At 46.6% G+C, this 15437-nt stretch carries 12 protein-coding genes; 6 read left to right on the top strand and 6 right to left on the bottom strand.

Annotated features, from left to right (window positions below; all coding sequences use genetic code 11):
* Window positions 1-65 precede the first annotated feature (65 nt).
* The 6 genes from ACYQ2M_RS19950 to ACYQ2M_RS19925 form a co-directional block, all read right to left on the bottom strand.
* Window positions 66-2255: a TonB-dependent receptor plug domain-containing protein gene (locus ACYQ2M_RS19950; protein ID WP_459918140.1), complete on the bottom strand. Its 2190-nt coding sequence runs from the start codon at window positions 2253-2255 to the stop codon at window positions 66-68.
* Window positions 2256-3014: 759 nt separating this feature from the next.
* On the bottom strand, window positions 3015-4247 hold the full coding sequence (locus tag ACYQ2M_RS19945; RefSeq protein ID WP_459918139.1) for an isocitrate dehydrogenase (NADP(+)): 1233 nt from the start codon (window positions 4245-4247) through the stop codon (window positions 3015-3017).
* 13 nt (window positions 4248-4260) lie between these two features.
* The gene (locus ACYQ2M_RS19940; RefSeq protein ID WP_459918138.1) at window positions 4261-4725 is read right to left on the bottom strand and encodes a tripartite tricarboxylate transporter TctB family protein; all 465 of its coding nucleotides are present in this window, start codon (window positions 4723-4725) and stop codon (window positions 4261-4263) included.
* A gap of 17 nt (window positions 4726-4742) precedes the next feature.
* On the bottom strand, window positions 4743-5717 hold the full coding sequence (locus ACYQ2M_RS19935; protein WP_459918137.1) for a tripartite tricarboxylate transporter substrate binding protein: 975 nt from the start codon (window positions 5715-5717) through the stop codon (window positions 4743-4745).
* Between the two features lie 44 nt (window positions 5718-5761).
* Window positions 5762-7255, bottom strand: coding sequence for a tripartite tricarboxylate transporter permease (locus tag ACYQ2M_RS19930; protein ID WP_459918136.1), 1494 nt, complete (start codon window positions 7253-7255; stop codon window positions 5762-5764).
* Window positions 7256-7406: 151 nt separating this feature from the next.
* On the bottom strand, window positions 7407-9356 hold the full coding sequence (locus ACYQ2M_RS19925; RefSeq protein WP_459918135.1) for a sigma 54-interacting transcriptional regulator: 1950 nt from the start codon (window positions 9354-9356) through the stop codon (window positions 7407-7409).
* Window positions 9357-9740: 384 nt separating this feature from the next.
* Between ACYQ2M_RS19925 and tcuA the strand changes: the two genes are divergently transcribed.
* From tcuA to ACYQ2M_RS19895, 6 genes are read left to right on the top strand one after another with little or no spacing between them, the layout of a single operon-like run.
* On the top strand, window positions 9741-11159 hold the full coding sequence (tcuA, locus tag ACYQ2M_RS19920) for an FAD-dependent tricarballylate dehydrogenase TcuA (protein ID WP_459918134.1): 1419 nt from the start codon (window positions 9741-9743) through the stop codon (window positions 11157-11159).
* Window positions 11146-12255 (top strand): tricarballylate utilization 4Fe-4S protein TcuB, encoded by a 1110-nt coding sequence (tcuB, locus tag ACYQ2M_RS19915; RefSeq protein ID WP_459918133.1) that lies wholly within the window; start codon window positions 11146-11148, stop codon window positions 12253-12255. Before tcuA ends, tcuB begins: the two co-directional genes overlap by 14 nt.
* 37 nt (window positions 12256-12292) lie before the next feature.
* On the top strand, window positions 12293-12499 hold the full coding sequence (locus ACYQ2M_RS19910) for a 4Fe-4S binding protein (protein ID WP_459918132.1): 207 nt from the start codon (window positions 12293-12295) through the stop codon (window positions 12497-12499).
* A gap of 4 nt (window positions 12500-12503) precedes the next feature.
* On the top strand, window positions 12504-13655 hold the full coding sequence (locus tag ACYQ2M_RS19905; protein ID WP_459918131.1) for a 2-oxoacid:acceptor oxidoreductase subunit alpha: 1152 nt from the start codon (window positions 12504-12506) through the stop codon (window positions 13653-13655).
* The gene (locus ACYQ2M_RS19900) at window positions 13652-14476 is read left to right on the top strand and encodes a 2-oxoacid:ferredoxin oxidoreductase subunit beta (protein WP_459918130.1); all 825 of its coding nucleotides are present in this window, start codon (window positions 13652-13654) and stop codon (window positions 14474-14476) included. Before ACYQ2M_RS19905 ends, ACYQ2M_RS19900 begins: the two co-directional genes overlap by 4 nt.
* The gene (locus ACYQ2M_RS19895) at window positions 14473-15021 is read left to right on the top strand and encodes a 2-oxoacid:acceptor oxidoreductase family protein (RefSeq protein WP_459918129.1); all 549 of its coding nucleotides are present in this window, start codon (window positions 14473-14475) and stop codon (window positions 15019-15021) included. Before ACYQ2M_RS19900 ends, ACYQ2M_RS19895 begins: the two co-directional genes overlap by 4 nt.
* Window positions 15022-15437 lie beyond the last annotated feature (416 nt).

Below are 15437 nucleotides of genomic sequence, written 5' to 3'. Positions count from 1 at the left end.
CACCCTGGCGAAAGCCCATGATGAGTGTCGAAGTTATGATCAAGCCCGACAGGAAGAATCGTCTTTCAATATCTGAGGGTCAACTCCGCAAAAAATGTCCGACCATCGCTCTTGTAATACTCGTAATATCCCTCATCAAAAATATTATCCACGGAGAGAGCCAGCTCCATATATTTCCATGGTGTCAACACCACCTTGGCATCCACAAACAGGGCCGACTCATAGGTACCGTACACTCCGTCTATGGTGCCCTCCTCAATCTTTCTGTAATACCGGCTCACAACACTGCCCTTAAACCATTCATGCTGGGTGTCCAGCCCCACATTCCAGGCAACCTTGGGAATACCGTCTATCTGCTTGTTCTCAGTGTCAGGATCTGTGGGGTTATCGGTTATCTGGGCATCTGTATAGGAGATATTTCCCCACACAGAGAGCCAGTCCGTCACCTTCTGGGATGCCTCAAACTCCAGTCCATAGGTTCTTGCCGTTCCGGCATTGTCACGGGTCTTGGTTGACCCTTCAACGCGATAGTAGATCAAATCTTCGATATCGTTACGATATCCGGTGAGGGAGACCCGTGTTTTTTTATCAAAAAAGTACTGATCAACGCCCAGCTCATAGGTCCATGCGGTCTCAGGCTCCAGGTCCGGCTCACTCTGGTAGGTTGTCGAGCCCGACTGCCAGCTTCGATAAAGCTCATAAAGTGTTGGGGCGCGGAAGGCATGCCCAATGGAGGCTTTACAAGTGGTATTGGCAAGGGGTTTCCATACTGCGGCGATCTTGGGACTTATGGCCGATTCCGTGTTGCTGTCATACTCTGTTTCCGATCCCGGAATACCTGAAGCACCGTCATAGACCTTCCAGGTGTCGTATCGAATTCCCATGTAAATGCTCAAGGGCTCCACCACCTGCCATTCGTCCTGGGCAAACAGGCCCCATGTCTTGGAATTTCCTCCTGAATAAAAGGTACTCTCACCCCTGCCGGAAAAACTCCTAAAGAAAGGTACACTGTAGTCATCGGTGTCGGAGGAATCGGTTCGATATGAGCTCCCCAGCGTTAAAAGATGGGCGTCTCCCAGGGGAAGCGTTCCACTCAATTCGGTGAACCAGCACTCGTTTTCAGTAACTTTAAGCGAACCTGTCGAGGTATCATAGTCAGCCAATCCACTTCCAGTTTCCAGCGTATAGCGATCATCGGACTGCACGGTTCCAACCTGGGCCTGTAGTTCCACCGGGCCAACAAATTCCTTGCAGGACAGCGTGTAGGTGTCAGTTTCATTTTCACCGATTCCCGTGTAGCTGATAAAATCATTGGGTTGAAACCGGGCACGCTGATCCGTCCCGGCCACGGCATAGGTGGTGGTGTCCCCAAAGGTTCCCATGTAGGTGTTGGGCGCTCCGTAATAATACTCATGCTTGGCGGAAACGGCAGTAAACGAGAGGGTACCCGTATCGGAAAAATCAAGGCTTGCCTTTCCATCAATACTGCTGCGCTCCCCTCCGTTGTCGCCTTTATCTCCCACCACCCATTTGGTGGTGTTACCACTTGCAGTTTTCATGGCGTAACCGCCGGAGACGTTACCATCCCCCGAAGAGGTGGATCTAAGAACGGGGGTGGTTACATATCCATCTGTACTCTCCTTTTCATACCCAAGCCGGAGACTCAATCGATCCCCAAAACGGTTACCAACGTTGAACCGATAACGCTTGGTGTTGTTGCTGCCGTACCCCCCACTGGCCTCAAGTTCCAGTTTGTCCGGATCCCGGGTGATGATATTGATAACCCCGCCCATGGCGTTACCCCCATAAAGGGCAGAGCCTCCACCCCGGACCACCTCAATGCGCTCGATATTGCTCACCGGCAGGGTTCCCCATTCAACGCCGCCTGTATAGGCATCGTTAAGGGGCTGACCATCCAGGAGGATCAATGTATACTGATCCCCTTGAAATCCTCTCATGGACATTGACGGCGTGGCATCCATAAGCCCTTTTGACCTTTTTACAAACAGTCCCGGAAGGGTGTTAAGGGCATCATCCACTGTTTGGATGTTTTGCTTTGTAAGCTCCTCCCGGTTGATAACCGTGACGTTGCCTGGGGCATCTTCGACCTTTTTGTCGGTCTTTGTGGCAGTTACCAATATTGTATCCAGCCGAATGGGCTCCTCTACTGCCTGGACCTCTGTCATACCCAACAAGGTACTTGCAAGGCTCATTACAACAAAACTAATTAGCATTTTCAAACGCACTCTGATCATTACATATCCTTTCTGTAAAGAAGGTTTAACATAACTCGATAATCCAGTTTCTTTACCTGTAGTCCAAACAACCCGGCTCAGCCTTAAAAGCCTGAAATAAAATTTCAAATGTTATTTAAAACAACAAGCCTATGAATGAGCTCTTAGGTATGGTTTTCTAAGATTCTTTGACAAAAAATCAATTGTTTGATTTTAAAAAAGCAAAAAAAAACCACGAGATTTTCTCACTTTCGTGAGCATAAACCTTCGTGGTTTTTTTTGATAATTCCCACTATAATTCAGCAGGACATCTTATTTTTTTAAAACTGGAATTCAACCATGAACAGCTTCAGCTGTAATTTATTCAATTGTTTTTACTTGATGGATTATAAATAGTCAATCTTTTATATTTGATGATTTATTTTTTTTATTGCCTCATGTTTAATCCCATGCCCTTTTGCATAATTGCAATAAATTCTCAATAAGTCCGGGCACTCAGGACATCCTTTTTAATAGCACCATTTCCCAGAATGAACAGGTTACCAGAATCACCATCAGGGACAATTTCGGCAGGATTGTCAGTGCCTATGCCTCAAAGCAATACGATTATCCCAGAAATCCTGTTTCGTGGAAAGCCGTAGCTCGATGACCTCCAAGGAAGGAACCCCTTTGAACACACCATAGCGGTGGGGGGAAAGTCCCGGGCGATCAGGGCATTGGTTTCCACGGTGGAGTATCCACCTGCATGGTAAACCACCGGTTACGGCCCGTAATATTGAATCAATACATTTCCATTTTTTTTGCCAGGTTTTTCTCAATAATATTCATAAAATCATCAGTGCTCATATAATGGCTGCTGTTTAAATCCTTGCCATGAATGCACAAAGCCAGATCTTTGGTCATATCCCCCTGTTCAATGGTCTCGATACAGACATTTTCAAGGGTGGTGCAAAAATTAATCAATTCCATGTTTTGATCCAGTTTTCCCCGGAAGGCAAGTCCCCTTGTCCATGCAAAAATAGATGCAATGGGATTGGTGGATGTGGCATTACCCTTCTGGTGTTCTCTGTAATGCCGGGTGACTGTTCCGTGGGCAGCCTCGGCCTCCATGGTCTTTCCATCGGGTGTAATCAATGTGGATGTCATCAGCCCCAGTGAACCAAATCCCTGGGCCAGAATATCTGACTGAACATCGCCGTCATAATTTTTACAGGCCCAGACAAACGCCCCCTCCCATTTAAGGGCAGCGGCCACCATATCATCAATCAAACGGTGCTCATATGTAATACACAGTGCATCCATCCGGCTTTTGTAGTGTTCCTTGTAAACCTGCTCAAAAATATCTTTAAACCGACCGTCATATCGTTTAAGGATGGTATTTTTTGTGGAGAGATATAATGGCCATTTTTTATTGATGGCCTGGTTAAAGCAGGCATGGGCAAACCCATATATGGATTCGTCCGTATTGTACATACCCATGGCCACACCACCGCCTTCAAAATCAAAAATGTCATAGGCTTCGGGCTCACTACCGTCCTCGGGGGTGAAGACCATTTGGAGCCTTCCCCTTTTTTTAACCACAAAATCCGTTGCCCTGTACTGGTCCCCAAACGCATGGCGACCGATACAGATGGGATATTTCCAGGTGCTGACAAGCCTTGGAATATTTTTTGCGATAATGGGTTCTCTAAAAACCGTTCCTCCGAGAATATTTCTGATGGTTCCATTGGGGGACCTGTACATTTTTTTGAGATTGAACTCATTCACCCGGGCTTCATCCGGTGTAATGGTTGCGCATTTAATCCCAACTCCCGTTCTTCTTATGGCATTTGAGGCATCAACCGTAACTTGGTCATCGGTGTTATCTCTGTTTTCCATACCCAGATCATAATAAAGGGTATTCAATTCCAGATAGGGAAAAATCAATTTCTCCTTAATTTTCTGCCAGATAATGCGGGTCATTTCATCCCCGTCCAAATCCACCACAGGGTTCTTTACAGCTATTTTTTTCATTTTTTGTCCTTGCTTAAAATGCAGGAAAGGCGTTAAGATCTACGCTCATCATTTTTATGAACAACAGGTAATATACTCCGGAAAGGACAAAGCTGCTGATCACCAGCTTTGCAATGGATTCTTTGCCGTTGCATGCCACCATGATAACCATTATGCTTAAGGCCCCACCAATGAGATAGCCCAGAAAAATGACGAGATAGGTCAAAGCAAAAAGTCCCGCAGATATCAATAAAATATTTAACAACACTTGATAATCCAGACTCTCAATGGTCTGTCCTCTCAAAGTGTTGATGCACCACAGCAAACTCAAAAAGGTAAATATAATACCGGTTACATAGGGAAAGGTTGTTGCATTGGGATGTGAAGGGTTAAACGACTCCACCTGCCCTGGAATAATTGAAACCAAATAGTAAATCCCGACGGCAAAAAACAAAAGTGATGTTGTCATTTCAATAGATGAAATTTTTTTAACGGACATTTTTGTTCCCCAAAATTTTATTTTTTCAATTTACCAAGCTCTGTAAGGACCTTTTTCACAGATTGACTGTTATTTTTAAGAAAAATTTCCAGTTCTGGACCAGCCAGATCCGATTTTATGAAGTGCCAGGCTTTTTGGGCCTTTAAATATTCAGTGCTTTCCATTCCTTTGCGAAATGCTTCCACAAGTTTTTGTCGGATAGGCTCGGGAAGTCCCTTGGGGCCGACGATCATATATGGGGTCTCGCCAATGGGAAGATCGTATCCTTTTTCCTGTAATGTGGGCACATCCGGTAAAAGTCGAGAGCTGCCAAAGTCGAGCAGCAGCCTTGCCCTGCCAGCTTCCACATGGACGATGCTGCTGCCGCTGCCAGCATATCCATCAATTTTTTTTCCCAGCAGAAGTTTCATGGCTGCCGCACCACCTTTGGTTGGCAGGCCATTCCATTTCAACTGTTCCTGGCGGCCTATATGCTCCATGATCAATTGCGCCACCCCCATGCTGCCCGATGTGGCATAGGTGACACGTCCGGGGTTTTGTCGTACATTTTCCAAAAACTCATCCCATGTTGCGGCAGGATTCTCCGCATTGACAACAAATCCGCCAGCAGGTCCGGCATAGGCATAAATAAAGGTGAGATCATTGAAAGAATCATAGGGCAGTTTATAGACAAAGGGGGCATTGGTGATGGTGGTGGATTTTATAATACCAATGGTATATCCATCCGGTTTTGCCTTGGATACGGTACCGGCACAAATGGTGGCTGTTGCACCGGCTTTCTCCTTCATTACAATGGTTTCTCCCAGAACTTCCATGGCTCCTTTGATAAGGGCATTAAAAGAAATATAACAGGCTCCCCCGGTTTTGTACCCATAATATGCGGTGATGGGTTTTTCCGGATATTCGGCAAAACCCATTGCCGGAAAAATAAGCGTCAGGGAAAAAATTAAGGCCACAGATGTCTTCCATACTCTTGCATTCATTTTTTTCATTGTTTATCCTTTTTTATTAAAGGGGAATGGGTTGAAAATTGCCATTATTTTAACATTTGCTTAATCGGTCGATACAGAAGAATAACAAGGCAGCAAATCCAAAAAGCACTTGCAAGTGGGCTTGTAAAAAACGCAAAAACATCGTTGCCGGACATGATCAGTCCTTGGCGAAAAGACCTTTCAAGGATGGGCTCCAGGATAAATGCGATGAGAATCGGTCCCTGGGGAATGTGAAATTGCCTTAAAATCGAAGAAAAAAGACCCGCCACAAGCATTGTTATTACAGCAAACATACTGTTTCCAACGGCATAGGATCCCGTCAGGCACAGCAGGAAAATCCCGCCGAATAATACCCCTCTGTCCACTTTATAGATGAGCTTAGAAGCATATTTGATAAAAAATAGCCCCACTGGATAAAGCAGAATTGCCCCAATTACAAGGCTGATGAAAAGGGCATAAACCGCCGGTCCATGTTCGATGAAAATACGAGGACTTGGGACAATGTCATGCATCATTAAACTACCATACAATACCGCCGCAGTTGAACTTCCGGGAATCCCCAGGGTCAACAGGGGGATTAAGGCGGGGCCGCAGGTACCATTATTTCCCGTTTCACAGGCGATGACACCTTCAATACTTCCATTGCCGAACGCTTCCGGTTTTTTGGAAGATCTCTTTGCCAGTGCATAGCAGGTAAAGGCAGCGGCGGTTGAACCAAGGCCCGGCATGGCACCAATACCGCCGCCGATGATGGCAGATTTTAACGTTAATTTCCAATGTTGACAAAATTCTCTGAGAGTCATCCCTTCGCTTTGGGAAACATCCATGGTGATCTCTTCCTTATTCCCATTGTTTTTTTTCCGTCGCTGGCTTTCCATGATACCGCCAATGACTTCGGGGATGGCAAAAAGTCCCACCAGAAAAGGGATCAACGAAATACCTTCATTTAATTCAAAAAAATTAAAAACAAACCGGCTGGATCCTTCCATGGGATCCACCCCGATCATGGCCACCAGGGAGCCGATGCATGCGGCCAGAAAGCCTTTGGTCCAATTTTTTTCAAGCGAAATAATAATAACCGCAAAGGCAAAAACAATCAGAGGTACCATTTCAACTGGGCCGATTTTTAATGCCATGGATGCCACAACGGGTGCGGCACATACCAAAAGTGCAGTGCCAACCATATCTCCGGAAATGGATGCATAAAGAGAGGCACTCAGTGCTTTTTTTGCCTTTCCCTGTTTGACCATGGGGTATCCGTCCAATAGGGTCGCTGCAGCTTCAGGCGTGCCTGGTGTTGCAATGAGTATGGCACTGATGGATCCACCGTAAACACCGCCTTTGTAAACACCAAGAAGAAATGCGATTCCCGTAATAGCAGGCATTCCTATGGTAAACGGTGTTGCAAGGGCAATGGCCATTGAAGGCGAAAGTCCCGGTAAGCAACCGATGATGACTCCTATGCAAAGCCCGATAGCAATGGCTAATAAATTGTTCCAGGCCATGATATTAGCAAATCCCATTAGCAGATCTTCCACAACATTTCTCCTTTTGAAAATTTCGGTTGTACGAAGGACTTTTCCCCTACTGGTTACGGCTTAATTCCCTTCGACTTGAAACTGAAAAGCAGTTTACCTCACACCTCTCGTTTCCAAATTTTTTGGAATTCAATATGCAAACAACATACCATTATATCGGCATTTTTATCTCCAATGCCTTCATGCGTCTCCAAAGAGTCGCTCGGCTGATCCCTAAAATTTTAGCAGCATTTCCCCGGTTAAAGCACGATTGCTGTAGTGCCTCAATGATAGATGCCGTTTCTGGATCTTCCCTTGGTGATAACCTTATTGCGGGGACTGCGGGGGCCGCAACGGAAATAACTGAGGCAGATGGATATGAAGAGACAGGTTCATCCTCGACGATCTGCATCAGTTCATCAATCAGGCTGTTAAAGGCCTCTTCAGGATGAATAAATCGAAGGTTCAAAATCAACCTCTCTGCAAAATGCCTCAATTGCCTGATGTTGCCAGGCCACTCATAACAGGTCAGCCGATTTAAATGACTGTCTGCAATGTTCACAGGCGGGGTATTGTGTTTTTTGCTATAGTGATGAATGAAATGGTTCAGTAACAGGGGAATGTCATCCTTACGCTGTTTTAATGGCGGAATGGAAATCTGTAACACATTCAGGCGAAAAAACAGATCTTTACGAAATTGTTTAACCTGCACCAGCGACCATAAATCCGTGCCTGCAGCGGCAATCACCCGAACATCCACGGGAATTTTTTTGTCTGCGGAGATGCGCATAACCTCCTTTTCCTGCAGAACCCGCAAAAGGCGCTTTTGGACCTCCAGATTTGTGGAGTCTATCTCATCAAGAAAAATGGTGCCATGGTGGGCAATTTCAAAAAGGCCGGGTTTTCCCCCTTTTTTTGATCCGGTAAAAGCGCCCTCGTCATACCCAAACAGCTCGCTTTCCAACAGCTGTTCCGGCAATGCACCACAGTTAACCGACACAAAGGGCCTGTCCTGTCTGCCACTTAAATTGTGAAGGCTCTGGGCGATCAATTCCTTGCCGGTGCCCGTGGAACCCATGATCAATACAGAGGAATGGGTGTCTGCAAATTGTTCGGTAAGTTTTACCACATTGGACATTTGAGGGCTCTGGTAAATAATATCCTGAATGGTGTATGTGGCGGTAAATCCCCGGGCAAGGGATCTTCTGACGGTATTTTCAGCTTTCATCACCTGATCTATCTCCCTTAAGCTGATAACCGCGCCAATGTTCCTTGCTCCCATCAAAATGGGAACAAGGTTGAAAAGATAGGTAAACCCATGGAGTTTGATGACTTTGTTGGTAATTTGTGCTTTTTTTCTGATCCCTCCGGCGATGTACTGATTGGGGAGCATTTTTGTGATGGGCTTTCCAATGTGATCGTGGGAAAAATTAAGCAGGGTGCAGGCGGCATGGTTGATTGACGAAACCTGCCCCGCGTCATTGACGGCAATGATGGCATCGGACGCAGCATCCATGATGGCTCGATATTCGTTGGTCATGGCCCGTTCTTTTCTTGCTGACATGGCTACGGATCTGGCGCTTTCCATGGTCTCGTCAATCTCATTTTCCAATGTAATTAATTCGCAATAATGAAGATTTGTCCCCATGGATGCCTGCATGGTAGCCTTCCCTCCCACAACCACATCAAATCCGTCACGGTCTGCTTTTTTCACTATAAGATTAAGGCTTCCTTCATCGAAATAAACTTCTTGTTTTATTTTTATTTCAAGGAATTGTTGAAAAAAATCAAGCCGTTGTATCTCTTTTCCGTATGAGGGAAGAAAAATTCTTTTCCCCATTTTTGAGGCGTTTTGAATACTGATTAAAAGGCTCATGGTGGATGTGGGAAAGGATAAAACGGGAATATTTAAATTGGCTCGCAACATGCTGGCGGTTCCCCGTCGGCCAATAATCACTTCAACCCCCTGTTTTTCAAGGAGTTTGCCTACTTCAATGGCATTTTCAAGACATTTGTCGACCATGGTGATGCTAATATTTTCCAACGCATAAAATTTTTCAAGTCCGGATTTCATTGATTCACTTAATAAAAATACGGCAATTGATATGGGTTTATTCTGCATTTGACCTCCCGTTGTTTAACCGTTGAAACATTATGTTTCACAAGTAATACATAATGTCAAATACAATGAAACAATATTTTTCAACCGTAGTCGTGTCTCCCCTTAGCTCAAAAAAGCGGTCCTGAATATTTAAAAAAAAACACCACAGCCCCTGTCTGAGCCCTCTCCCACATATCTCAAAATAAAACAAAGTTCATCCTCCAGAGAGACTTTTAATTTTGTTTGGCAGTGGCATGCTTTATGAATTTAGCCGAAACCGTAATCTCGAGAACAGATAATTGAACATATTCTGGAGTGAGGCTTTCTTTCTGGAATAAACTAAAAACACAACTAACCCATACTGTATGATTGTTATGCAGATTACAGGTAGATTGGAGAAATCAAATGAGCTGTGCCCATGAAAGACAGACACCTTTCCCCGGCTCCGTGGATGTTGTTGTGATCGGCGGAGGCAATGCAGCACTCTGTGCGGCAATATCTGCACGGCGCAAAGGTGCTCAAGTACTGATTATCGAAAGCTCTCCCATGCATTTTAGAGGGGGAAACAGCAGGCATACAAGAAACGTAAGGTATATGCACGAAAAGGCCAATGACCATCTCACCGGACCGTACCCGGAAGAGGAGTTCTGGGGGGATCTTCTCCAGGTGACCGGTGGAGAAACCGATGAAGAACTGGCTCGCCTCACCATACAGCAGTCCAATAATCTTGGTGAATGGATGATCGACAATGGATGTCGTTTTCAACCCTCCATGCGCGGCACCCTGCAATTGTCCAGAACCAATGCCTTTTTCCTGGGCGGCGGGAAGGCACTCGTAAACGCCTATTATGCAACGGCCAACGACCTTGGCATAACCATCCTATACTCAGCGGAAGCCACAGATTTAAAGATTAAAGACGGCAAATTTAACTCCGTTGTTTTTCAATACAACGGCAGTACCCACGAGGTAACGGGCAAAAGTATTGTTGTGGCATCGGGTGGTTTCCAGGCCAATCTTGCCTGGCTGGAAAAATATTGGGGAAGCCCGGCTAAAAATTTCATCGTCCGGGGAACCCCCTATGACAAAGGGAAAATGCTAAAAGTACTTCTGGACAATGGGGTCCAGGCCGTTGGTGATCCCACACAATGCCATGCCGTGGCCATTGATGCCAGGGCACCAAAGTACGATGGTGGCATTGTCACCCGTCTGGATTGCGTTTCGTTTGGGGTGGTGGTCAACAAAGATGCCCAACGGTTTTACGACGAAGGGGAGAATTTCTGGCCCAAGCGGTATGCCATCTGGGGACGATTGGTTGCCCACCAGCCGGATCAGATTGCCTATGCCATCATTGATGCAAAATCCATTAACCTTTTCATGCCGTCTGTGTTCCCGCCCCTGGAGGCATCTTCCATTGAAGGGTTGGCTGAAAAACTGAAACTGGATTCCAAACAACTTCAACAGACCATAACCACGTTCAATGACGCTGTTAAGCCGGGAACCTTTGACCCAAGTGTACTGGATAATTGCTCCACCGAAGGCCTTGAACCAGTGAAAAGCCATTGGGCTCGCCCCATTGATACCCCTCCCTATTATGCCTATCCATTGCGTCCCGGCATTACCTTTACCTATCTAGGGGTCAAGGTGAACAAACAGGCCAGGGTTGTCATGGAAAACGGTAAAGCGTCTGACAATATTTTTGCCGCTGGCGAAATCATGTCAGGCAATATCCTCGGGAAAGGATATATGGCCGGTTTTGGACTTACCATCGGTAGTGTATTTGGACGTATTGCCGGAAAGGAGGCAGCGAATTATGCCCTCAACTGATCTTATCAATGAAGCACAACGTGTTATGCGAATCTGTAATGCCTGTCGGTATTGTGAAGGCTTTTGTGCAGTCTTTCCAGCCATGGAACTGCGACGCACCTTTACCAACCAGGACATGAAATATATGGCAAATCTGTGCCACAACTGTCGGGACTGTTATTATGCCTGTCAATATGCACCACCCCATGAATTTGAACTCAATTTCCCCAAAACCATGGCGGCGTTACGGTTTGAAACATACAAGGAGTTTGCGGGTCCCAAGGTTCCCCGGCACATTTTTAATAATAACGGGTCATGGGTCGGTTTTATTTCCATTGTCAGCATTATTTTTATGCTCCTGTGCGTTATGCTCATTAAGGGCCCCGCTGTTTTGACCACTCCATTCACCGGGGCCAATTCATTTTACGCCATTTTTCCCTATGCCGGCATGGTAACTCTTTTTCTGGCGGTACTGCTCTTTTCGTGTAATGCCTTTGTTAAGGAGATTAAAGTATTCTGCCGGGAAACGGGCATGTCAACCAGGGAGTTATACTCCCCCGGTGCCCATTTCCGGGCAATTAAAGATACCCTGCGGCTCAGGTACCTTGACGGGGGGGGAGACGGTTGCAACTATCCCGACGATCGTTTTCGAAAGGATCGTAAGTGGTGGCATCACATGGTCTTTTACGGATTTTTGCTTTGTCTGGCCTCCACAACCATTGCCGCATTCAAAGACCATTTTCTGCACATCCCGGCACCCTATCCGGTTTTGAGTCTTCCGGTTATATTGGGCATTGTCGGGGGGATCTCCATGGTGATGGGAACGGCCGGCCTCTATTATCTTAAAAAACAGATGGATCAGGACCCGGCCGAGCCCGCAGTTCAGGGCATGGACAGCAGCTTTATCCTGCTGTTGTTTTTCACGGCTCTATCCGGACTTGTTCTATTGGCTTTAAGGGAAACCGCGTTTATGGGAGGGACACTGATCATTCATCTGGCCCTTGTGCTGGCCCTGTTTGTCACCATGCCATTCGGTAAATTTGTCCATGGCATCTATCGATATCTGGCCCTTGTGAAAAATGCCGTTGAACAGTCCGATGATGCACACAAAGCGTAAAACATTATGACCCGGCCGTTTGATAAAAGGGGAATTCATGGAAAAAGGTAAAATGTTTAAACAGATGATCAACAAAGGGTGGTGCAAGGGGTGTGGCATCTGCATTCACTTCTGTCCGAAAAAAGTACTTTCCTTTGACAAAGATGAAAAGGCGACACCCACATCTCCTGAAGCGTGCATCGGGTGTCGTCTGTGTGAAATCAGATGTCCTGATCTGGCAATACAGATAATAACGGAGGCGTGAGAAGATGAGCGGCAGCATTGAAAAGTTTATTCAAGGCAACGAAGCCTGTGTGGAAGGAGCGCTCTATGCCGGGCTTGATTTTTTTGCCGGATATCCCATAACTCCCTCCACTGAAATTGCCGAAACCCTTGCTATGCGGCTTCCCCTGCAGGGTGGTAAATTTATACAGATGGAGGATGAAATTGCATCCATGGCAGCCATACTCGGAGCCTCTTTGACCGGATGTAAGGCCATGACGGCAACCTCCGGTCCGGGATTCTCTTTAAAACAGGAATGCCTGGGATATGCCTGCATGGCGGAAATTCCCTGCGTGGTGGTCAATGTGCAGCGGGGGGGGCCCTCCACGGGAAATCCCACCCATGTAAGCCAGGGAGATGTCAATCAGGCCAGATGGGGAACCCATGGGGATCATTCCATGGTGGCCCTGACGGCATCCTGCCATAAAGATATTTTTGAAATGACCATCAAGGCATTTAATATTGCAGAGACATATCGTACCCCTGTAATTTTGCTGTTGGATGAAGTGATCGGACATATGAGAGAAAAATTGATCATTCCCCCCGACGATGAAATCCCCGTTACCCAGCGATTGAGAACCTCAGTGGGTAAGGATGTGGATTATCATCCCTATTTCCCAAGGGAAGATGGTCGTCTTCCCATGTCTGATTTTGGGGGCACCCATCGATTCAATGTGACAGGTCTCTTTCATGACATGTGGGGATTTCCTTCAAATAATCCCACCACGGTAAAGGATCTGCTGCACCACATCACCGATAAAATTGAAAATAATGTGACGGATCTGGCCATGTACAAAACCTATTGGCTGGATGATGCCGACTATGTACTGATCTCCTACGGCTCCGCTGCAAGAACCGCCATTCAAACGGCCAGGGACAAAAGGGCTCGAGGGATGAAAATAGGTGTCCTTGAATTACAGACATTGTGGCCCTTTCCCGCTGAGATTGTCAGGGAGGCCTGTGGCAATGCAAAGAGGGTCATAGTGGTGGAAATGAACATGGGACAGGTGTTGCAGCAGGTAAAAATAGCCGTGGATAAACCGGAACGGGTGTTTCTCTCCAATCGGGTGGACGGTGAACTCATCTCACCGGAAGATATTAAAATACTTTTAAGGGCGATCCAGGGGAGGGGACTATGACAACGGAATCCTTTGATGTTAATAATTATATCAGACAGCGTTTTTTTCCACATCTCTGGTGCCCCGGATGCGGACATGGAATTATACTGGGGGCACTCTTAAGAGCGATTCACCGGCTTGGGCTGGATAAAAATGATATTGTTATGACCTCCGGCATCGGCTGTTCTTCCCGGATCTCCGGATATGTTGATTTTCATACCCTGCACACCGTCCACGGACGGGCACTTGCCTTTGCAACCGGGGTCAAACTTGCCCGTCCGAATCTTAAACTCATCGTTCCCATGGGGGATGGAGATGCCCTTGCCATTGGCGGAAACCATTTTATCCATGCCGCACGAAGGAATATTGATATCACCGTATTTATCATGAACAATAGTATATACGGTATGACGGGCGGGCAATTTTCTCCATTGTCCGGTCGGGGTACCAAAGCCTCCACCGCCCCCTACAAAACCATTGACAACAGTTTTGATATCATGAACCTTGCGAAAAGTGCCGGTGCCACATTTGTGGCAAGAAGTACGACGTTCCATGCGGCAGAGTGTTCAGAGATAATGGAGCGGGCCATCCAGCATAAAGGATTTTCCGTGGTGGAAATTCTTTCCCAGTGTCCCACGTTCTATGGCAGACAGAATAAGGCGGGTGATGCCATTCAAATGCTCGAAAATTTTAAAAAAAATACCGCCAAGTCAGGGTCCGCAAAGTTGAAGAAGGACCCCTGTCTCATTGAAAGGGGGGTAATTTTTGAGTCCACGGAATTCCCGGAATATTGTGAAGCCTATGAAAAAATGATGAAAAAAACCATGAAGGGAGCGGCATGATGGAATATTCAAGACTGGTTTTTTCCGGATCGGGCGGTCAAGGTGTCATCACTGCGGCTATCATCCTTGCCAAGGCGGCCTCTCTTTTTGAAAATAAACAGGCGGTTCAGTCTCAAAGTTATGGTGCCGCCGCCAGGGGAGGGAGCACCCGTACAGATGTCATCATTGCCAATTCTGAAATATTCTTTCCAAAGGTCATTCAACCGGACATTCTGGTGAGCCTTACCCAACAAAGTCTGGGAAAATACGGTCCCATCATCAGGCCGGGGGGCATTTTACTGGTTGACTCGCGGTATATCTCTGTGGGACGGCACGTGGATGCCAGAAAAATTAGCTTGCCCATGTATGATACAGTTATGGAAAAAATAGGCAAACCCATTGTATTTAATATCTGTATGCTGGGTGCCCTCATCGGCATTACCCGTATTGTAAAACCGGAATCCGTAACTGCGGTACTTGAAACCACGATTCCTGAAAGTTTCATGGACATAAATAAATATGCCCTGGAACTGGGCCTGACAATGGGAGAGCATCATCAGATATAACCGCCACGGGCGGACCGCATTGGGGACCTGGGTCCGCCCACAACGAATAATGAAAGTAATGTTAGGCGCCCCTACACTTTCATATAACTGCCATGGGCAGACCTCATTCTGACCTCGGTTTGCCTACAACGAAGCATGAAAGAATATTAGGACAGCCTACTCTTTCTTATAAAACGGGCATGTCCTGCCGGACACAATAAATATAGGGTCGTAGACGCGGAGCCAAATGGCATTATACCGCCGCCCCCCCGACGGGCAATGGTCCCGGACCGGAACTGTAGACAGCTCAATTGTCCGGTTCCTATTGCCCATCGGGGGGGCGGCTCTGCTGAGGTTACCTTGGGAGGCTGCCTTTTCATATAACGGCCATGTCGTCTTGACGGACACAACGAATATTGGGTCGTAGACGCGGAGCC

The organism is Desulfocicer niacini, assembly GCF_054657595.1.
The sequence above is the reverse complement of the archived record's forward strand: the minus strand, read 5'-3'. Positions and strand labels throughout refer to the sequence as shown.